Here is a 19,278-nt window from a genome sequence, read left to right as displayed (position 1 = left end):
GTCAGACAGTCCGCAAGGCGGCGATCAACTCACCCACATGTTCGGTCGGCGTCTCGGGCAGAACGCCATGCCCCAGATTGAAGACATGCGAACGACCACGACCAGCCTCCCGGATCGCCAGCGCTTCCCGCACCATGGCCTCACCGCCGGCAAGCACGGCAACCGGATCAAGGTTACCCTGCAGGACCAGATCAGAACGGACCTGACTGGCCACAGTAGCCAGATCCGCCCCGGTATCCAGCGCCATGGCGTCCACGCCCGTCTCACGCGCATATTCCGGAGCCATGACACCGGCGAGGCGGGGGAAACCTATCACCGGCACATCGGGGTAACGCTCTTTCAGAAACGTGACAATCTGGCGCGAAGGATTGATGACGTGACGTCGGAATTCCTGTGGAGGCAGCAGCCCTGACCAGGAATCAAACAGCATGACGGCCTGAGCGCCTGCTTCGATCTGGTCCGCCAGCATGGTCGCTGTGGTTTCGGTCAGAAGATCAATCAGGCGGTCAAACAGGGCAGGCTCACGGAAAGCCATCAGGCGGGTCTGGGCGAATTCCTTCGAACTGCCCCCATCGACCATGTAGCAGCTCACAGTGAACGGAGCGCCAGCAAAACCGATCAGGGTGACGGTGTCAGGAGCGGCGGCGCCTACCTGTTCTCCAAGAGCATTCCGCACCCGACGCAATGTTTCCGCGACAGGAGCCGTGCGTTCAGCGATACGCTTCGGGTCCAGCCTGTCCAGATCGGCCCGGCTGCGGATAGGCGTGAGAACAGGACCGCGTTTTTCAATGAATTCGAGCGATTGGCCCATGGCCCATGGCAGGATGAGAATATCCGAAAACAGAATGGCGCCATCCATGGCGAAACGGCGGATAGGCTGAAGTGTGATTTCCGCCGCCATATCCGGCGTCATGCAGCGTGTCAGAAAATCGGCCTTTTCCCGAAGCGCCCGAAATTCCGGGAGAAAGCGCCCGGCCTGACGCATCAGCCAGACTGGCGGTGGCCACATGGCCTCGCCCTTCAGCGTGCGGAGAAGTCGTCGGTTCTCATCGGTTCCGTATGGGGCGTTCACTATCCGTCTACCGTCCGTTTCATCAGTCCCACATCTCTAACGAATAAAAGAAAATAAAGAAATGATGAGGTTTCTATAGGGGGTGTGTATGTCGGGGTACCCACCTTTCCGAAAATGTACCCCAGTTTTCCCCGACTGTGTACAGAATGTATCCTCGCGGAAAATAAAGGTTTTCGGGAGTTATCCAGAAAAACCCACAGAAGCCCTGTGTACAACCCACAGTGTCGGACGGAGAGTCACTTGTCCACGGTACTCGGTACTGGTTGTAAAATCAGTCGGTACTATCCCCATGTACCCCAGTACCGCACAAAGTACTCGGTACAGTACTCACCGAAGTACTAACGAGGTGAATGACGGATTATCCTTGTTCAACTCATGGGAATGAAAGGCAGAGGAAAAATGATCGACTCGAGTACTGGTGAACATGAAGTACTGACGCCCTCCAGTTTCTCTCTGGTTCTGGCCAGCGGTTCTTCTGCCCGGCAGGGATTGCTGCGGGGAGCCGGTGTTACTTTTACCGTTCGGACACAGGCGATCGATGAAAGTCTTTATAAAGAAGAAGGCAGTCGGGCTGGAGAAAGCGCTGCCTGTATCGCTCTCCGTCTTGCTGCTGCAAAGGCGGAGGCGGTCAGTCTTGAACCTGAACAGAATGATGCGTTTGTGATCGGTGCGGATCAGATGCTGAGCTGTGAAGGAGACTGGTTCGACAAGCCGGTCTCCCGCCAGTCCGCCAGAGCGCAGCTAAGTCGCCTGAGAGGGAGGACACATTTTCTTCATAGCGCGGTCGTGCTGTGCAGGAGAGGGGAGGTCGTCTGGTCGCATGTCGAAGAGCCGGAACTTGAGATGCGCGATTTCTCGGATGTATTTCTCGACGCTTATCTTGATACGGAAGGGGAATCCTGTTTCAGCAGCGTTGGCGCTTACAGGCTTGAAGGACCGGGAATCCAGCTTTTCAGTCGGATTGAGGGAGAATACTCCGCCATTCTCGGCCTGCCGTTGCTTCCCCTGTTCTCGGCTCTCAGAGGGTTCGGTGTGCTTGCCAACTAACAGGGGACAAGAATTAGGGCTTGTCATCGACAGACCAACAGGATATACGCCCGTCACCCGGACGCTCTGTCACAGACAGGACGTCCTGATGGGGCCATAGCTCAGTTGGGAGAGCGCCTGAATGGCATTCAGGAGGTCGTCGGTTCGATCCCGATTGGCTCCACCAGTTCCCACCTACAATTTTTCAAAATCTGTGCGTTGAACTGGTGACGGAAATAAAGCTTCCGGACTCTTTCAAAATTCCTGCTCGCTGCTGTGGTGAACCATAGGACCGCATTGATGGACGTTGCCGCTTAGGCAGGCATCCAGTTCCGCTTGTCACCCTACTGGCGAACGCGTGTTGGTTGTCGACATCCACCCAATCACACTCATCGTTGCATCTCATCGACCAGCAGATCCGCACGCCGAGCGAACGACAACAACACCAAGCCATTTTTTCTTTGCTCAAAAAGTCTCTCTAACCGGGGCGCGAACAACCCCCGACAGGTGGCCCTCCCAGGAAGGACCCACGGCTTTTCCATCCGGCGGGTCCTTCTGACCCATGCATTAAGTGCATGGATATTCGACGCTTCACCTTGCCCTCTTTCTCTGCATTGTTCGAAAAAAGGTGTAAGAGGTGTAAGAGGTGTAAAGGTGTAAGGGAACTACATAACATACTGAAAAAAATATCATTTTCGAGTTACGCCTTTTGAGCTTGATCATTACACCTTTTGAAAAGGTGTAACCACTTCGCAGGTGTAAACAGCAGAAAACCGCCATTTTTAAAATGGCAGCACGTCGCGATAGGAAGTTATCCACAAGAGAAACGTCATTTAAAGACGTGTTTTCGGTGTGTTTAGTTATGCGTTAATAGCATGTCTTTAGGCGTTTTCACGTCTAAAGTGTCCAAAAGTCGGGAAGAAAACCATCGCGCTGCTCGCGCGCACCGGACACACTTCGAAGGGTTACACTGATCAAACTTGAACTGAGAGGACTAAGAAAACAGGCTTTTGGATAACCAGCTCATCATCCGGATGGAGATGAGATATGCCTTAGCCAAATCTCAATGAGCCCCTCTGGAGTTGTTTACCTATTCGGAAAAGACTTTCTTGCATTCCGCTATCCAGGTGAGTTGTGCGATCAGAAAATCCGTTCGATCGTGTTGTTACAGGCGTATCCGGTTTCCTTTATTGACGAATGTCTTGTCAGAAAAATTCTAATGTATTTATATTATAATAATTATAATTATTCGCGTGTTTCAACGATACATAGAGTAAATATGTCCCCTGATATTTCCAGTGAACAAGTCCACACATGCTTGCCTCCTGAGATTGCCTCAGGTTTTATTCTCATGATATCCCCGAATGAATGTTTAAGAGAAGGGAATTTTTCTGATATAGAATCAAGCAAAAATCCTGAGTAATTACTTCGTCTCTTCTGAAATATTTTCGTAACTCCTTTGTATGTCATTATGTGAGTATACAGTGGCATCACGTTACCTTTCTCAAATATGTAGAGGCGACAAGACTTTCACGCCAAGAATGAGAAACACCAACATGTATCTGTCAATCAAAAAGAGCCGCCACAGTGTGACGACCCTCCGGAGGCTGACAGGAAAGAGGAATGTGGTTCAGTCCGCATCCCCCGCGTCTGATCCGAGGATCGTCGACCTGATCTGATAGGCCCGCACCGATTTAAGGCCCGGCGGACTGATAACCCGTGCCAGCTTGTTATCAGCGCCACGGACAAGAAAGCCGCGCTCGACCAGCACGCGCTTGGCATCACGGACGTTCAGTCCGTTCAGTCCGTTCAGGGCCTCATTCATGCCGTCCGCCGTCAGAAAGAACGTCCAGCCCATCTTTCCGTCATCGAGCTTTTCCCATCGCTTCCAGCCCGCACGCATCTGGGTCCGGAACCGTTCGCCCGGCGGTTCGGCATCACTGTCACTCTGAGGAATTTCTGCTTCCTTGCGATCCACCCACCGCTCAAAGCGGCCTTCGCCATTCTTGGTGATGAAATCGCGGAGTTGCTCGATAGCCTGCTCATCCTCACGGCGACCGGTCGTGCCGCGCATCCGGAGCCAGTCGCCAGTTCACCGCCCAGGGCGACAATGGCGAAACGCCGCGCAACCGAACGCACCTGTCCGGACGCTTCCGGGCGGTTCTGTAAATAAAGGGAGGTCAGCTCCACGACACGGCACCGCAATGCCTCGCGGACAGATTGATGGCCTTCTTTTCCGATCCAATCCGTCAGGGCCCTGAGAAAGATACGGAACGGCGCACCATAGAGGTGACCTGTCTGTTCACGTAGATATTCAGCCAACTCACCCGGCTCATCAGCATGGTGCAACAGTTCGAACAGACCAAGACCTGCTCCGGCATCGGCAGGCACATCGACAAACCGCACTTCCTGTCCGGCCTTCGTCGCCCGTCCGCCTTCACGGTTCAGATCCGCAAGGGTCCGTTCGCCCGTGCTCAGAAACAGAACTTTCCAGCGTGAGACAGCCCGCGCCCCGCCTGTCCTGTTGGTACGCGCCTTACCGCTGCCGTTGGCCAGCATGTAGGCCGTGTCACCTGCCTCGCGTGGATCGAGCTGCCCCAGTTCATCAAGACACAGAAGACTGTCACAGGACGCCAGTGCTACAGATTCCAGCGCATTGCCGGTCGCCCGCCATGATCGCACATAGCCTTCCGCACCCGCTTGCGGTGTCCCTCCGACAACTGAAGCCGCAACGCGGAGGGCAGTGCTCTTGCCCAGTCGCGACGCCCCAACCAACGAAAAACCACCGCCGTCTTCACCAAGGATCGTCAGCAGACATGAGGCAAAGGCAGCGGAGGCCGCTAGAACAAGGCGGGAATTGCCACGACAGACGATACCGATCCTGTTCCGCCATTCTTCAGCCGTGCCTGACACACCGAACAGATCAGGCTCCGGTGATTCCTGCTGTAGGACGACGCGTTCATCAGAACGACCGAAAGCCTCGGTCGGCAGCACATAGACAGAACCATTGCGGAATTCATGCCAGCCAATCCGCGCCACGCTACGGGCCCGCTCCGAACTGAATATCATGGCCATCCATTCACTGAAGGCATTTTTCGCAGCCGGACCCGACGCCAGCGTCAGGCCGCCGTTGGCCAGACGGCTCCGTAATTCTCCGCAGTCTCCCGAAAACATGGATCGAGCAAACGCCTCTTCATGACGGACGCCATCACGGTCTGTCCAGCCGAATAGCAGCCCCCAGCCATTGCCTTCCGCGTCGCGTGTTTCGGCCAGGCACTCAATCGGGCCGCAGACGAAAGTATCCTGTTTGTCATCTCCATTTTTCCGATACAGACCGGATGTATCCATCCTGAAGCGGCGCGACACACCCGGAGGCGGACGACTGTCTTCTGCCTTGGCTGGCTTATTGTCGCCATTGCCCGGAAAAACGACGACTTCAGCGCCTTCAATCCCGGCGCGAACGCCCTTACGACCCTTCGTCGATTTCTTGTCTGTCATATTCTTCCCGGATGACATCGTTCCAGTCCCGGCCTTCTGTTTCCGGCATGGCGACACGCACGACGCGGCCCTGCCTGATGAATTCATGAATGGCGGCGTTCAGAGCTTTCCGGGCGCTTTCGTTGCCCTTGTCATTGTCCGCCGCGATGGTGATTTCCCTGACTGCCTCAGGCAGTTTGAGAGACTTCATGTTGCTCAGGCTGACAGCGCAAAGGACGCGCCGTTCCGGACAGGCCAGCGCCACGGAAAGACCGGTCTCGATCCCTTCCGCCACAATGGCGCTTTCATCCTGCTCCGCCATGCTCAGGCTTTTTCCGGAGGCACCACGCCACAGACGGATGCAGCCACCAGCAAAAGAGCCCAGAACCTTTTTGGGTGCCTGTAGATCAGCCTTGGTCCAGTCGCCGGAGGCTGTCGGCGTCAGCCATGTCCGATGAACCGCCACCAGCTTGCCGGACGGTCCGCAGATGGCGGCCAGCATCGCAGGCAATGGACGCCGCACCTCGCCACACCAGACCGCCGGATGAAACCGCAGGCTTCCCGGCTGCCGTCCCATCTCCCGGAGGTCGATGCCGCGTCTGGCGAGGTAACCATGCATCTCGACAAGCGAATAACTTTAAGTTTGTCATCCGCTTTCGGTCGTACTGTGTTGGAGATAAATATGTCCTGATCGCCTGGGGGCTGGAACTGAACCTCAGTCCGCCAATTCCTTTTTAGGCCGCCCGCCCTTCGCGCCGTTGCGCCGGGATGCCGCACTCTTGGCGTCCGTCGATGCGGAGCCTCCGGCACGTCCCATCTGCCTGGCCATCCACGCACGCGATCCGAAGGCGCCATGAATGATCCCTTCCACAAGAACGTCAGCATCCAGAAGCGGCCAGTGTAGCCCCGTTCCCCTCGGGGTGATCTCGATACGCTCAAGCGCGGCCTCATCAGCTCCGGACAGCCCCTGAACAAGATCGACGGGAATGATCATTTCAACACCGTTGCTCAGGGTCACATTCAGGCTGCGGCGAGATGAAATGAAGTGTGCTGATGTTGCGTGCGGAACCGCCGCCGCGTGGTGGGCCGCGTTGGCCTTTGCGCGGCTGATCTCAGTTTCTGTTGCCATGTATCGCACTCCATTCCTGAATGAGTTTTTCAGCGTTCTTCTCGATAACGTCCTGTGCCGTTGTTATGTCTCTTGCTGACAGGCCGGTCGAACGAATCAGGCGGGCCGGTTTCCCGATCACGAAAACCGCTTCTCCATCTCCCCCGATGACATGGACGTGCGCCGGGTGATGATCGTTCGGGTAAATCACAACACGGAACCCGGCGAAGCGTAGGACTGTCGGCATTGTCTCTCTATACCATAACCCAAACGATTAGGATACAGTATTCGGAGGTGCAGGGTATAGAACACAGGCATCCAGCAGAGCGACGAAGGCCATTTTGTCAGTAACCCATATCCAGTTCCTGAGCTTCGTCTGCCCCGACTTGACTCCGGAGCGGCACCACATTGCCGCCCTCCTCCTGTCCACCTTTCCCTCCGTCACATCCAGAACGTCCCGCGCCCACGCACCCAATGCCGCTGCTCCCTGCACCAACGGTGCAATGGTCTATGAAGCGCCATCTTTGCATGGGTGGCGGAGGGGTAGCCGCTTGGGTGGCAGATGGGTGGCAAGGGGGTAGTCGCAGGGGTAGGTGACAGGTCGCTGATGATGGGGCTTCATACACCATTGCACCGTTGGTGCGGGCGTAGGGCTGGGACGGCTCAAATCCGAAGACAGTGTTGATCACGATCTGATGCCGCTGTAGCCATCACGTAGGCAATCCTGAATGCTCGCATTTCCGCCAAAGGTAAGATTTCCTCTTTGGTGTCGGCTGAGGAAGGACACGACAGTATGAGCAATGGCGAGATCATCCTCTACACGACCGAGGACGGCAAACAGACGATCCAGCTTCGGGCTGCGGATGGAACAGCGTGGCTCAGTCAAGGAGAGATGGCAGCCTTATTCGACACCACACCCCAGAACGTAACTCAGCATGTTCGCGCCATTTATGCTGATGGAGAATGCCTGCCGGAGGCAACTTGTAAGGATTCCTTACAAGTTCGGCTGGAGGGAGATCGGCAGGTCGAACGTCAGATTCAGGTCTACAATCTCGACGTAATTCTTGCCGTTGGCTTCCGTGTCCGATCCCCACGAGGCACCCAGTTTCGGAGGTGGGCGAACAGCGTCTTAAAGGAATATTTGGTCAAAGGCTTCGCCATAGACGACGAACGTCTGAAAGACCCGAAGCACGACTATTTTGACGAATTACTTCAACGTATCCGCGATATTCGCGCCTCCGAGGCGGTGTATTATCGCAAGTTGCGCGACATTCTGTCCCTCAGTGAGGATTACGATCCACAGAGCAAGGCCGCCCGTGACTTCTACGCCACTATCCAGAACAAGATGCTTTATGGGATCACGGGTCACACGGCAGCAGAGCTGATTTCGGCACGTTCTGATCCCGCCGCGCCAAACATGGGCTTGACCGCATGGAAACATGGGCGCGTCAGGAAAGAGGATGTGACGGTAGCCAAGAACTATCTGGGGCAAAAAGAAATCCGTGAGCTCAATCTGATCGTGACCATGTTTCTGGACGCGGCAGACTTTCGGGCGGAGCGCCGTCAGACAATCAGGCTGACAGAATGGGACGGCATTCTTGATGACTTCCTGAAGTCCAACGAACTGAACGTCCTGCATGGCAATGGCTCACGATCGAAGGCATCAGCCGAGCATCTGGCTCATCAGCGTTACGACGACTTCAACGCGACCCGGAAGAAAGCAGAGCGTCTACAGGCTGAGAGTGAACCAGATATCGACGTGAGCGCAGCGCTAGGCGAAGTAGAGAAGCGGACACGCGTCACACGGCGGACACGCAAGCCCAAGGAATAACAGGCCTACTGCCTCCGGAGCGGCACCACGTTGCCGCTGGTGGGTTTGAATCCCACCTCATCAGCTACATCCAGAACATGCCGTGCCCACGTATCCAGCGCCACCGCACGCTCCGTCAGGAATTCATGGCGCTGATAGACCGCCGCCACCCCCTTGATGGCACCCTGCACATGGTTCAGCACCCGGTCAGCAACATGATGGCTGATCCCAAGGCGTGCCATAACTGTGACGCCCGTGCGCCGGAGGTCATGAGGTCGCCAGTCAGTTCCGGGCATGGGCGAGGTCTTTTTTCCGGCCTGTGGCCCCTCCGGCGCTGCCATCAGTTCCATGAGACACGCCTTTGCCTTGGAGAATCCTGAAATCGGCGTGCGCCCGTTGGTCGTGAAGACGTAGGGAGAGATGGCGCCGGTTTTCGGATTGCTCTGCCTGGGCAGGCTGGCGAGGATTTGCCGGGCTGGCTCCGAGAGGTGGACGATATGCGCCCGTCCGTTTTTCGACCGTTCAGCCGGAATGACCCAACTGGTCAGGTCCGGGGCCAGCTCTGACCATTTCATGCCAGCGACCTCATTCCGTCGTTGCAGCGTCAGAGCCAGAAGGCGGAAGAACGGTCCGAAAGGATAGAGAAGATCAGCGGAGGCGTTCCAGTAGGCAGAAAGCTCCTCATCTGTCAGCACCCGGTCCCTTGAGACGTTACCGCCCTCCACGATCACGCTGCCGAAAGGATTGCACCCTATGAGCTGGCGCTTCTGCGCTCATGCCATCATCGCCCGCCCGTAGTCATGCAGCCTTCTGGCCATGACGGGATGCTGTCCCGCGATTTCATCGAGACGCAGCTGCAATTCGCCTGAGGCGATCGCGCGGGCTGGACGGTCGAGGAAGGCCGCGAACGAGGCCCGTAGCCTTTCAGGGGCTTCCTTGCGGTAGGAGGCGCTACGCTCCCGCAGCGGACCGTCCTGCCATCGATCCACAAGCACACGGAACGTCAGGGCGTCCGCCGCAGCCTCCGCCTCTTGGCGTATCGTATCAGCCTGTGCGGACAGGGTGCGGGCCTTTTTCTCCCCGACTGGATCATAGCCCGCCAGAACACGCCCACGGGCTTCCTCAGCCATTTTCCGGGCCTGTGCTGGCGTCAGGTCGCCGTATGGCCCCAACACCAGCCGCCGCACACGACCGGCAAAGCGATACTGGAACAGGAAAACCTTGCCTCCAGCCTCGGTCACACGAAGGGCAAAGCCGCGCAATTCATCGTCCATGAACATGGCGTCCCGCTTCCCCGGCGGGCAGGTGAGGGCGTCTATTTCCCGTTTTGTGAGCTTCATCGGAGGGCTTTCTTACATCTCTTACACCTTTGAAAATGAAAGGTGTAACCGGATTGTAAGGAAAAAATACAATGAAAACAGTATATTATATATTTGAGTTACACCTGGTATACCTATTACACCACCAAAGGTGTGTCCCACAGAATTTTTTCAGCCTCCGACCACCCATTTCTCTGGCAGGCATTCTGTTTTCCGGACTCAATCCGGACTCATCTGAAAGCGTATTACAGGCACTCTGAGGCATCACCAGTCACCTCACCGCCTCTGACCTCTTCCTTTAACCTGTTGTTTTGGCAAGATTAGGCACCATCAGGCACTTTGAGGGTATCTCACAGTCCATGAATGGCATTCAGGAGGTCGTCGGTTCGATCCCGATTGGCTCCACCAGTTATCGGCTGGTTTTCAATGAATACAGACAATTTAATCAGTCAGAGTGTACACTCGTTCTGCATACTGTCCTGTTTATGGACAAACAGTCTGTGCGTTACTCCTGAACGTCGATAGACGTTTTCACTCTCCAGTCTGCTCCGGACCTGATGAGTGAGAGGGACTCCACGAATTGTGGTCATCTTGAGCGACACGGTGTGTATTTCAGGGAGTCGGATAGAAAACCTCACGCGTTCGCAATCTGTGAGACTGTTGAATTCCGGGCGTTTCCCATAATGAAAGATTTTCGGTTTCTTTAGCTGTTATCTTTAATATCTCAGATGGTTCCCTGTGATACGGTCGAACTGTTATCGAACAGATCATTCGGGTTTCTGATGGCCGCCAAATTCTTGTTCCATGAAAAATCCTGTTTCCGCTGCCCGGACCGGGGAATCGGCCTGACCATGATGCTGTCGGTCCTGTTGACTGCTCCCGCCGTTGCTCAACACCCTGAAACGCTGCCTTCGGGTGTTCCTGCTTTTCTCAGCGAGATTCATGGTGCCGAGGCTCAGGACTGGGTTGAACGCCAGAACCGCAAGACCGTTTCAGTGCTGGAAGATGATTCTCGGTATCGGGATTTTTACGACCAGATTCTTTCCGCCGAGCAGAGCAAGGACCGTCTTGATGAGCCGGAGTTTCTGGGAGGGAATATCTGGAATTTCTGGCAGGACGGGCATCACCCGCGTGGTATCTGGCGACGCACGACGCTGGCGTCCTATCGTCAGATACTGACTGGCTGGCAAACGAAACTCGATGTTGACGCTCTAGCCGCCAGAGAACACGAAAACTGGGTGTTTGAAGGTGCTGACTGTCTCAAACCAAAAGATCGCTACTGCCTGATCTCTCTTTCCTCCGGTGGGGAAGATGCCCGGACACTCAGGGAATATGATACGCAGGCTGGCCTGTTTGTTCTGAATGGTTTGACCTTGCCTCGCGCCAAGCAGACTGTAGCCTGGGTGGATCGTGACACGCTTCTTGTGGCGCGCGACTGGGACGGCGCCGGAGACATGCTGACGACATCCGGATATCCGTTCGTCATCAGGCGGGTTGTCAGAAATGAGCCTTTTGACCAGGCGATCGAGATCTACAGAGGTGAAAAAGATGATGTCGCCGTTGATCCTCTGACTATAACAGATGGTGATGGCAACAGGATACTTCTGATCCGACGTTCTCCCACATTCTTTTCCAGCCGGTTTGCCGTTCTTGAAGGGATGGAGACCGCTTTTCAGGGAAAACGGAAAGGAACCCTGCGCTGGCTGACGCTTCCTGATCGGGTTGATCTGAAAGGAATGATCCATGGTGCGCTTGTCTTCACCATTGAAGAAGACTGGACACCACCGGGCGAAAACAGAATTCCTGCAGGCAGCCTTGTTCTGCTTGACCCGCATGACACTCAGGCCAGACCGGAGATCCTTTTTGTCCCTGAGTCCGGAAAAATACTTGAAGATGCGGCGATTACCCGAAATACAATCATCGTGACATACCTTGAGCATGTTCAGGGACGTGCCATGGTTCTGCATGCATCCGCTGATGTTAAAAACCACTGGCATCAGGTTGTTCTGCCGCTTCCGGACATGTCATCCGTGCATATCGTCGATACGGACCAGCCTTCCGACGCAGCTTTTCTGAAAGTGGAAAGTTTTTTAGTCCCTCCACAACTTTGGCTGGTAGGCACAAGTCAGGCAGGTCTGGAAAAAGTCAGACAGACAAAACCATTATTCAATGCAGATGAACTTACGATCGAGCAGCTTCAGGCACGTTCTCGGGATGGAACAGAGATTCCGTATTTTCTTGTCCGCCGTAAAAACATGGCAATGGATGGTTCCTACCCTGCCCTTCTGACAGCGTATGGTGGTTTTCTCTCATCTGTCACCCCCCGGTATGATCCTGTTATCGGTCGTTCATGGCTGGCCCACGGCGGCGTCTATGCTGTCGCCAATATCCGTGGCGGTGGAGAATTCGGTCCGGCATGGCACGATGCAGGAAAAACGGTTCATCGCCAGAAAGTTTTCGACGATTTTACGGCTGTTGGGCGCGATCTGGTGAGAAGGGGAATTACCTCTCGTGACAGGCTGGGTATTCGCGGTCGTTCGAATGGCGGACTGTTGATGGGCGTCGCCTTCACACAACATCCTGAATTATGGAAAGCAGTGATCATGGGCGTACCGCTTCTCGACATGATCAATTACGAGAGCCTGTCTGCGGGCGCTTCCTGGGCGGATGAATATGGATCGATGAAAAATCCTGATGAGGCCAGATTTCTTCAGTCAATATCACCTTTGCACCACCTGAAAGCCGATGTGAACTATCCCACTCCTTTCATTTTTACGTCGACATCCGATGATCGTGTCGGGCCGGTGCATGCGCGTCGATTTGCCGCACGACTGGAAGCGCTTAAAAAACCGTTTTTCTACTATGAAGATGTGGAAGGAGGGCATTCAGGAACTGTGAACGCGGAGGAAATCGCGCATGAGCGGGCTCTTGAAGCAGTGTATCTCGCGCAGCAGCTTATGTCGGCTCAGTAAGAGAATGAGAACCCTTGTCCTCACCTCATCTGATTTCAAACAGGTTGGTATAAGGGGACTGTGTTTCCTTGTGGGGTGGGGGAGAAGCCCCACAAAAACACCCTTTCCTCTTCCGGGTTTTTCCGTAAATCATGAAGAGATTTTTGGTGAATCTTAAGAAGAGGTCGCCTTTTTCTAAAAAGGCGACGCCCAGAAATTCTGTTGTCTGTAAGTGGCCTGACGAAAATACGATCGGAATTTACAGGAGACGTGTCAGTTTCAGAACCAGCCAGGTTCCCAGCATGATCAGGAAACACAGCCCTCCGGCGATGACGGTTCCCCAGTTACCACTGGTCAGAAACATGCCGGCAGTGTTCATACCGAAGAAGCCGGTCACAAATGTTGCTGGCAGCATCAGGGTCGTTCCAACGGAAACGATGTAAAGCCGTCGGTTCGTTTCTTCTGCCTGCCCCGATGTCAGTTCATCCTGTAAAGACCGGGCACGATCCTGAAGCGCGAGAAGGTCATCGAGCGCCCCGTGGATCTGCCGCTCGGACCGATCTTTCAGATCATCCTCGGCCCATTCCGGAATTTCCAGTTCTTCATCATGAAGGATACGATTGACCGGCGAGATGACACGCCGCAGTTCGGTTGAACGACGACGCACCTGACCGAGCATACCGCCCATACGACCAAGGTCGGTATCCCGGTCGAGCAGCAGCAGCACATCTTCGGCACGATCAAGCTGATCGTCGAGACGGGACAGAGTGCGCCGGGCCGTGTCGGCAAATTCCAGCAGCGCCATGTCCACAAGTCCGGCCGGATTATCCGGCATTTTCTTGCGATGCAGTTCCCGATAGACGACGCCTAGCGCTGGAACCGGATGACGCCGTGTCGTAATCAGCAGATTGGGACGCATGGCGAAGCGCCAGACGCAGACATCGCGATCATCGTCTGAGGCGGCATCATCAAAAGCAGGCAGAGCGCCGTAAACGAGATCATCATCCCCTTCGAGGCGTGGTCCTACATCCGTGCTGGTCAGAGTCTGCTTCGCATCGTCTGTCAGTGTAGGAATGGCTTCAACCTGCGCCCGTGAACGGGTATGCACGATGTCGAAATGCAGCCACGCCCAGCCTTCTGTCGGGAAGGACAGATCTTCCAGACAGCGCGTCGCTTCTTCGGCTGACAGCTTGCCCGGGGTGTTTTCCGACGCATTCTCCGGTTGACAGTGAATGGCCCACACCAGACCATCCGCCAGCGCGTTGCTGACCTCGGAGGGAAAGGGAGCCGCTGTTTTGGTTGCTGGCATTATATCCCCCTCCTTTCATTCATACTTCAGGAAAACGTGGCGGATGAGAGACGGGATGTCTCAATATCAATATGGGCAGTGATCTTGCACAGGATAGATTGCCTGACAATGCATCGTCTCCGCCAACGAGCGGACATTTTTCTGAAAGAAGAGCATGGAGACCGGACGTTTCAGAAGAGTTTAAGCTGCTGGCCAACAGGACTGACATAAAATGGTCAACAAACTTGGTGGCGTCCGGTCACGCGGATCGGTGAGACCCTTTAGATCAGGATGAGGCAGCGCGATGGACCGACAGAGTGACCTGCGCCCGTAACCCGCCGTCCGGGCGGTTGCACAGGGAAAATGTCCCGCCTGCCCGTTCCACTTCACGCGTGACGATGGCCAGTCCAAGACCCAGTCCGCCTGTTCTGCGTGAGCGTGAGGACTCTACCCGGTAAAAGGGCGTTGTAACGCGGCTTATTTCAGATTCCGGAATGCCGGGGCCATTGTCATCGATATTCACGATGACATGGCCTGCCGTCAGATTCACGGAAATGGCAGCCGATCCAGCATAATGCAGGGCATTTTCAACAAGATTGGTGAAAACCCTCTTGATGGCGAGTGACGGCAGGACGAGCGGCAGCCGGTCAGGGCCTTCATAGGTCACGGTGTCGCCCCGATCCGTGGCGTCATCCATGATGGTCATCAGGATCGCCGCCAGATCGGTCGAACGGGTGGCTTCCCGTTCCTTCTCGCCTGAAAGATAGGCCAGCACCCCGTCCACCATGGCTTCCATCTCGTCGATATCGGCTTCAATGGCGTCCTGCGCTTCCGTATCTCCGATAAACCCGGCGCGCAGACGCAGGCGCGCCAGCGGCGTGCGGAGATCATGCGATACTGCGGCGAGGGCTTCGGTGCGGTCTTCGATCAGATGGGCGATACGGGTCTGCATGGCGTTGATGGCGTGCGCCAGACGCCTGACTTCCTTGGGGCCTTTTTCAGCAATCGGTTCCCAGTCGCCTGCCCCTATCGTGTCGGCCACCGTGGCGAGCGCCCGCAGAGGCAGGCTGAGCGCATGCACCAGCATGGCTGCGACCAGCAGGACCGCCAGTGTGACGATAGCGGCTGTGGCCAGCCCCTGCGTGACGACATGACTCCGCAGGATGTCCGGTGCGGTGAAAGAGATCTGGCTCCTGTCGTTCAGTACAACCGTGCCGCCGATATCCGTCCAGCGTCCGGCTCCACCGGTGTAGAGTTGCAGAACGGAGTGACCAAGAGTGGAATTGGCCTTCACCAGCCGTGCGTGAAGCTGGTTCATGCCCTTGGGTTCCTGATGAACCTCATGAACGGCGTTTGCAGGTCGCCAGCTTATACGCAGATCGTCCGTGGACAGCATGGTGGACAGCATGGCGCGGGTATTGGCGGGAGCGCCGTCAATCACCCGGACATCGGTGGCCAGACGCTCCCCGATAAGATCGAAGCGGTCGCTGTCCTCGATATAGGCTTCCGCGTGTTCGTAGAGCGTCCAGCTTGCGACAAACACGATGCCGATCGACGCCAGAAGCACGAACAGCACGCGGCCCATGAGACCGCGTGGCCAGAGACGGATCAGTCTTTCACGCGGCGCGGCGTTGTCCGGCCGCAAGAGAGTGTCCGCTGTCAGACCCGTTCAACCGGTGAGGTGAAGATATAGCCCTGTCCCCGGACGGTGCGGATCAGACTGTCGGCTTCCGTGCCCAGCTTGCGGCGCAGACGGCTGACCAGCACGTCGATGGAACGGTCGGACACGTCCCCAAGCCGGGTGCGGGAAAGCTCCAGCAGCCGGTCACGTCCGATCACACGCTGCGGGTTGTCGAGAAAGCTGACCAGCAGATCATGCTCGGCTCCGGAGATTTCAACCACTGCGCCGGTGGGATCATACAGTTCACGGCGGCGCAGATCGAGCGACCAGCCGGCGAAGTTGATGACTTCCCTGCGCTGACGCCCTGCTGCTGCGGCCGGCACCGTGCTGTTCTGACCGCGGCGGAGGACAGCCCGCACGCGCGCGAGCAGTTCCTTCTGTCCGAACGGTTTGGCGACGTAGTCATCCGCTCCGAGTTCCAGCCCCAGAACGCGATCGAGCTCCTCACCACGGGCAGAAACCATGATGATGGGGATATTGGAAAAGGACACGTCCTCGACGCCGCCCTTGATCCCGCCCTGACGGAGGCTGCGGCACAGATCGAGGCCGTTCATGCCGGGCATCATCACATCAAGGATGATGAGGTCAGCCGTTTCGGTATCAAGTGCGTCCCACATGGAGCGGGCGTCAGGAACCGCACGGATGCGATAACCGTCCGCCTGAAGGGTGCGGCTCAGAAGGGTCCGCATGCCGGCATCGTCCTCGACCACAAGAATGCGGGTCGGGAGATCCTGCAAATCGGCGTCGTGCGAGGCTTGTTGATTCATTTTTTTCGCATGGTCCGGTTCGTGAGACAGACACAAACTTTAATCGCTTTGTTGCTGGCAGTCGAGAACGACACGCAACTCAGCTATGCGACCTGTTCACTTGTGCGACAGATGAGACCTCCGCCCAGCACGCGCGTGCCGTCATAAAGCACACAGGCCTGCCCCGGAGCAGGCAGCGCCGGTTCGTCCAGAACGACCTCGGCGCCGTCACCGAGAGGCCGGACCGTCGCGGCACGGGGCTTCTCGCGGGCGCGGAGCTGCACCATGCACCGCACACCCTCGCCGCTCGCCTCTGTGGGAGGCGTGATGAGCCAGTTCATATCCCGCAGGTGGCAGACGGTCACCATGGCGCTTTCACGCGGGGCCACGACAATGCGTCGTCTGCCGGGTTCGATCCCCACGACCATCTGACGCTCCCCGGCGATCTGCGCGGCGTCGCCGAGGCGCTTGGTCTGGCCGATGGTAAAGCGTGTCACGCCCTCATGACGGCCAAGAACGTTGCCCTGACGGTCCACGATCTCGCCTTCGCCTCGTGTGTCGGGACGCAGCGTTTCAACCAGATCGGAATAGTTGCCCTTGGGGATGAAGCACAGATCCTGACTGTCGGGCTTGTCGGCCACCAGCAGACCGAACCGCTCGGCTTCCTGTCGCACGGTGTCCTTGTCGGGCATCTCGCCCAGCGGAAAACGCAGATAGTCGAGCTGATCGCGGGTGGTGGCGAACAGGAACCAGCTCTGGTCGCGGTCGGCATCGACGGGACGGTGCATTTCGGCCCCGCTGGAGCCTTCGACGCGCCGGACATAGTGCCCGGTCGCCATGGCGTCCGCGCCGATATCCTTCGCCAGACCGAGCAGGTCGGTGAACTTCACGCCCTGATTGCAGGACACGCAGGGAACAGGCGTTTCGCCCTGAGCGTAGGATGTGGCGAAGCGCTCGATCACGCTCTGACGGAAGCGTTCCTCCGCGTCGATGACGTAATGCGGGATGCTCAGACGCTCCGCGACTTCACGGGCGTCCTGGATGTCGCGCCCCGCGCAGCACGCGCCCTTCTTGGCTTCTCCACGGGTGTCGTAGAGCTGCAACGTGGCGCCGATGACCTCATGCCCCTGTTCGACCAGACGCGCGGCGACAACGGAACTGTCGACGCCTCCGGACATGGCAACGAGAATACGCATGATGGTCAGGCCCCTTTCCCGGGAGGAACGTCCGGCCCCCGCCGTCGTTCTTCCGACGGGACCGGTCTTTTCTTCAACTTTTGCGCGGCAGACGGACTGTCAGGCCATCCAGTTCATCGTTCATGATGATCTGGCAGCCGAGGCGCGATGTTGCCTCAAGTCCGAAGGCGAGGTCCAGCATATCCTCTTCGTCCTCTGTCGCTTCCGACAGCTTCGGCGCCCAGGACGGATCGACGATCACATGGCAGGTCGCGCAGGCCAGCGAGCCTTCGCACGCGCCTTCCAGATCGACGCCATGCTTGTGGGCAATCTCCAGAACGGAAAGACCAACGGGCGCATCGACCTTGCGCTCGGTGCCATCGGGCTCGACGAAAATCATGTGGGGCATTTCGGAGTTCTCGCTCAGTCTGTCCTATTGGGTGGAGCCTGCGGCTCTCACCCGTTGCGCTGCTGTGGCAAGCAGGTCCGCCACACGCATGATATCGGCGGGCGTGGTAAAACGTCCGGGCGAGAGACGCAAGCTTTCCGCTGCTTCCGTGGCGCTCAGACCCATGGCTGTCAACACGTAGGACGGCGCCAGATCAGCCGATGAGCAGGCTGATCCCATCGACAGGGCCATGTCGGGAAGCGCTTCCATAACCCGCGCAGCCTGAGCGCCGGGAAGGCGGAGACTGATGATGCCCGGCAGACGCGGCGCTTCCCGTGCATTGATGACAAAGGCTGTCTGACGTTCCTGCAGACCATGAAACAGGCTGTCAGCAAGGATGGCGAGATGCCGGTCATCGGCCTGCCACTCTGAGCGGGCGATACGGGCGGCCTCGCCAAATCCTGCGATCAGGGTGGAGGGGAGCGTTCCGGACCTGAGCCCCCGCTCCTGCCCGCCTCCCGAGAATAGCGGCTCAAGCCGGACGCGAGGACGTCTGCGCACGAACAGCGCGCCCACGCCTTTCGGACCATACATCTTGTGGGCGGAGACAGAGGCGAGGTCGAGCCCCAGCGCCTGCACGTCAATGGCCATTTTCCCGGCAGCCTGCGCGAGATCTGAGTGCAGGAGCGCTCCGGCCTCCCTGACCATGCGTCCAAGGGCGGGCAGGTCCTGTTTCACGCCGGTCTCATTATTGGCGGCCATGATGCTGACTAGTGCGGTTGGAACGGCGAGGGCCTCCCGGAGAGCGGCCGGATCGACCTGACCATTAGGGTCCACGCCGAGAATGACGGGCTCGAACCCTTCCTGCGCCAGATCACGCACGCTCTCCAGAACGCATTTGTGCTCGGTGGCCACAGTGATGACCCGCCTGCGTCCGTCGCCCATCCTGTTGCGAAAACGGACAGCGCCCTTGATGGCCAGATTATTGGCTTCCGTCGCGCCGGAGGTGAAGATGATCTCTCTCGGATCAGCGTCGATCAGCGCCGCCACATGAGCGCGCGCCTGTTCGACTGCCTCGGCCGCGCGTTTGCCGGGCGCATGTGTATCGCTGTGCGGGTTGGCGAATTCCTCAGCGAAAAGGGGAGCCATGACCTCCATGACGCGCGCATCGCATGGGGTGCTGGCGGCGTTGTCGAGATAGATCTCCTGCATGACTTTCTTTCGTAGCGGCGGGAGG

The 19,278-nt window shown here is 57.1% G+C and carries 18 protein-coding genes and 1 tRNA gene; 4 read left to right on the top strand and 15 right to left on the bottom strand.

Annotation, left to right across the window (positions count from 1 at the left end):
* Position 1 precedes the first annotated feature (1 nt).
* Positions 2 to 1,009: a uroporphyrinogen decarboxylase gene (gene hemE, locus A0U92_RS16335; protein ID WP_236748385.1), complete on the bottom strand. Its 1,008-nt coding sequence runs from the start codon at positions 1,007 to 1,009 to the stop codon at positions 2 to 4.
* Positions 1,010 to 1,471: 462 nt separating this feature from the next.
* Here hemE and A0U92_RS16330 point away from each other — a divergent pair, with 462 nt between their 5' ends.
* Together A0U92_RS16330 and A0U92_RS16325 are read left to right on the top strand one after the other, a co-directional pair.
* On the top strand, positions 1,472 to 2,119 hold the full coding sequence (locus A0U92_RS16330; RefSeq protein WP_077814527.1) for a Maf family protein: 648 nt from the start codon (positions 1,472 to 1,474) through the stop codon (positions 2,117 to 2,119).
* Between the two features lie 90 nt (positions 2,120 to 2,209).
* Positions 2,210 to 2,285, top strand: a tRNA-Ala gene (locus tag A0U92_RS16325).
* A gap of 1,443 nt (positions 2,286 to 3,728) precedes the next feature.
* Here the strand turns inward: A0U92_RS16325 and A0U92_RS18405 are convergent.
* The 6 genes from A0U92_RS18405 to A0U92_RS17560 all read right to left on the bottom strand — a co-directional run bounded on the left by A0U92_RS18405 (position 3,729) and on the right by A0U92_RS17560 (position 7,372).
* Positions 3,729 to 3,923: a hypothetical protein gene (locus tag A0U92_RS18405; RefSeq protein ID WP_236748192.1), complete on the bottom strand. Its 195-nt coding sequence runs from the start codon at positions 3,921 to 3,923 to the stop codon at positions 3,729 to 3,731.
* 11 nt (positions 3,924 to 3,934) lie between these two features.
* The gene (locus A0U92_RS16320; protein WP_236748191.1) at positions 3,935 to 5,596 is read right to left on the bottom strand and encodes a DUF927 domain-containing protein; all 1,662 of its coding nucleotides are present in this window, start codon (positions 5,594 to 5,596) and stop codon (positions 3,935 to 3,937) included.
* The gene (locus tag A0U92_RS16315; protein ID WP_077814036.1) at positions 5,565 to 6,194 is read right to left on the bottom strand and encodes a DUF7146 domain-containing protein; all 630 of its coding nucleotides are present in this window, start codon (positions 6,192 to 6,194) and stop codon (positions 5,565 to 5,567) included. Before A0U92_RS16315 ends, A0U92_RS16320 begins: the two co-directional genes overlap by 32 nt.
* Before the next feature lie 96 nt (positions 6,195 to 6,290).
* Positions 6,291 to 6,704, bottom strand: coding sequence for a DUF2442 domain-containing protein (locus A0U92_RS16310; RefSeq protein ID WP_077814035.1), 414 nt, complete (start codon positions 6,702 to 6,704; stop codon positions 6,291 to 6,293).
* Positions 6,688 to 6,930, bottom strand: coding sequence for a DUF4160 domain-containing protein (locus A0U92_RS16305; RefSeq protein WP_077814034.1), 243 nt, complete (start codon positions 6,928 to 6,930; stop codon positions 6,688 to 6,690). Before A0U92_RS16305 ends, A0U92_RS16310 begins: the two co-directional genes overlap by 17 nt.
* Positions 6,931 to 7,027: 97 nt before the next feature.
* Complete coding sequence (locus A0U92_RS17560) at positions 7,028 to 7,372, bottom strand: hypothetical protein (protein WP_149026504.1); 345 nt, start codon at positions 7,370 to 7,372, stop codon at positions 7,028 to 7,030.
* 104 nt (positions 7,373 to 7,476) lie between these two features.
* On the opposite strand from A0U92_RS17560, the gene A0U92_RS16300 reads away from it, so the two are divergent.
* Positions 7,477 to 8,514: a virulence RhuM family protein gene (locus A0U92_RS16300; protein WP_077814033.1), complete on the top strand. Its 1,038-nt coding sequence runs from the start codon at positions 7,477 to 7,479 to the stop codon at positions 8,512 to 8,514.
* Between the two features lie 5 nt (positions 8,515 to 8,519).
* On the opposite strand, the gene A0U92_RS18550 is transcribed toward A0U92_RS16300, so the two are convergent.
* Both A0U92_RS18550 and A0U92_RS18545 read right to left on the bottom strand, forming a co-directional pair.
* Complete coding sequence (locus tag A0U92_RS18550; RefSeq protein ID WP_335622192.1) at positions 8,520 to 9,188, bottom strand: site-specific integrase; 669 nt, start codon at positions 9,186 to 9,188, stop codon at positions 8,520 to 8,522.
* Between the two features lie 78 nt (positions 9,189 to 9,266).
* Positions 9,267 to 9,833, bottom strand: a complete 567-nt coding sequence (locus tag A0U92_RS18545; protein ID WP_335622191.1) for an Arm DNA-binding domain-containing protein — start codon at positions 9,831 to 9,833, stop codon at positions 9,267 to 9,269.
* A gap of 761 nt (positions 9,834 to 10,594) precedes the next feature.
* Here A0U92_RS18545 and A0U92_RS16290 point away from each other — a divergent pair.
* Positions 10,595 to 12,784: a prolyl oligopeptidase family serine peptidase gene (locus A0U92_RS16290; protein ID WP_077814032.1), complete on the top strand. Its 2,190-nt coding sequence runs from the start codon at positions 10,595 to 10,597 to the stop codon at positions 12,782 to 12,784.
* Between the two features lie 238 nt (positions 12,785 to 13,022).
* Here A0U92_RS16290 and A0U92_RS16285 read toward each other — a convergent pair whose 3' ends face one another.
* The 6 genes from A0U92_RS16285 to A0U92_RS16260 form a co-directional block, all read right to left on the bottom strand.
* Positions 13,023 to 14,072: a CorA family divalent cation transporter gene (locus A0U92_RS16285; protein WP_077814031.1), complete on the bottom strand. Its 1,050-nt coding sequence runs from the start codon at positions 14,070 to 14,072 to the stop codon at positions 13,023 to 13,025.
* Between the two features lie 265 nt (positions 14,073 to 14,337).
* Positions 14,338 to 15,696, bottom strand: coding sequence for an ATP-binding protein (locus A0U92_RS16280; RefSeq protein ID WP_077814030.1), 1,359 nt, complete (start codon positions 15,694 to 15,696; stop codon positions 14,338 to 14,340).
* Positions 15,697 to 15,710: 14 nt separating this feature from the next.
* Positions 15,711 to 16,499 carry a response regulator gene (locus tag A0U92_RS16275; protein ID WP_077814029.1) on the bottom strand — a complete coding sequence of 263 codons (789 nt, stop codon included), beginning with the start codon at positions 16,497 to 16,499 and terminating at the stop codon, positions 15,711 to 15,713.
* A gap of 83 nt (positions 16,500 to 16,582) precedes the next feature.
* Positions 16,583 to 17,674 (bottom strand): tRNA 2-thiouridine(34) synthase MnmA, encoded by a 1,092-nt coding sequence (mnmA, locus tag A0U92_RS16270; RefSeq protein ID WP_077814028.1) that lies wholly within the window; start codon positions 17,672 to 17,674, stop codon positions 16,583 to 16,585.
* A 73-nt stretch (positions 17,675 to 17,747) separates the two neighbouring features.
* Positions 17,748 to 18,062 carry a ferredoxin family 2Fe-2S iron-sulfur cluster binding protein gene (locus A0U92_RS16265; RefSeq protein ID WP_187668801.1) on the bottom strand — a complete coding sequence of 105 codons (315 nt, stop codon included), beginning with the start codon at positions 18,060 to 18,062 and terminating at the stop codon, positions 17,748 to 17,750.
* Between the two features lie 24 nt (positions 18,063 to 18,086).
* The gene (locus A0U92_RS16260) at positions 18,087 to 19,253 is read right to left on the bottom strand and encodes a cysteine desulfurase family protein (RefSeq protein ID WP_077814026.1); all 1,167 of its coding nucleotides are present in this window, start codon (positions 19,251 to 19,253) and stop codon (positions 18,087 to 18,089) included.
* Positions 19,254 to 19,278: the final 25 nt, after the last annotated feature.

The sequence above is a fragment of the Acetobacter aceti genome (assembly GCF_002005445.1).
Taxonomy (GTDB): Bacteria; Pseudomonadota; Alphaproteobacteria; order Acetobacterales; family Acetobacteraceae; genus Acetobacter; species Acetobacter aceti_B.
Note: the sequence above shows the minus strand (reverse complement) of the source record. Positions and strands in the feature narration are given on the sequence as shown.

Coding starts and splice junctions, on each gene's coding strand:
- A0U92_RS18545 (WP_335622191.1), bottom strand. CDS start 9,833: ATGAAGCTCACAAAACGGGAAATAGACGCCCTCACCTGCCCGCCGGGG.
- A0U92_RS16275 (WP_077814029.1), bottom strand. CDS start 16,499: ATGAATCAACAAGCCTCGCACGACGCCGATTTGCAGGATCTCCCGACC.
- A0U92_RS16310 (WP_077814035.1), bottom strand. CDS start 6,704: ATGGCAACAGAAACTGAGATCAGCCGCGCAAAGGCCAACGCGGCCCAC.
- A0U92_RS16285 (WP_077814031.1), bottom strand. CDS start 14,072: ATGCCAGCAACCAAAACAGCGGCTCCCTTTCCCTCCGAGGTCAGCAAC.
- A0U92_RS16330 (WP_077814527.1), top strand. CDS start 1,472: ATGATCGACTCGAGTACTGGTGAACATGAAGTACTGACGCCCTCCAGT.
- A0U92_RS16315 (WP_077814036.1), bottom strand. CDS start 6,194: ATGCATGGTTACCTCGCCAGACGCGGCATCGACCTCCGGGAGATGGGA.
- A0U92_RS16260 (WP_077814026.1), bottom strand. CDS start 19,253: ATGCAGGAGATCTATCTCGACAACGCCGCCAGCACCCCATGCGATGCG.
- A0U92_RS16265 (WP_187668801.1), bottom strand. CDS start 18,062: ATGCCCCACATGATTTTCGTCGAGCCCGATGGCACCGAGCGCAAGGTC.
- A0U92_RS18405 (WP_236748192.1), bottom strand. CDS start 3,923: ATGAATGAGGCCCTGAACGGACTGAACGGACTGAACGTCCGTGATGCC.
- mnmA (WP_077814028.1), bottom strand. CDS start 17,674: ATGCGTATTCTCGTTGCCATGTCCGGAGGCGTCGACAGTTCCGTTGTC.
- A0U92_RS16290 (WP_077814032.1), top strand. CDS start 10,595: ATGGCCGCCAAATTCTTGTTCCATGAAAAATCCTGTTTCCGCTGCCCG.
- A0U92_RS16300 (WP_077814033.1), top strand. CDS start 7,477: ATGAGCAATGGCGAGATCATCCTCTACACGACCGAGGACGGCAAACAG.
- A0U92_RS16305 (WP_077814034.1), bottom strand. CDS start 6,930: ATGCCGACAGTCCTACGCTTCGCCGGGTTCCGTGTTGTGATTTACCCG.
- hemE (WP_236748385.1), bottom strand. CDS start 1,009: ATGTGGCCACCGCCAGTCTGGCTGATGCGTCAGGCCGGGCGCTTTCTC.
- A0U92_RS16320 (WP_236748191.1), bottom strand. CDS start 5,596: ATGACAGACAAGAAATCGACGAAGGGTCGTAAGGGCGTTCGCGCCGGG.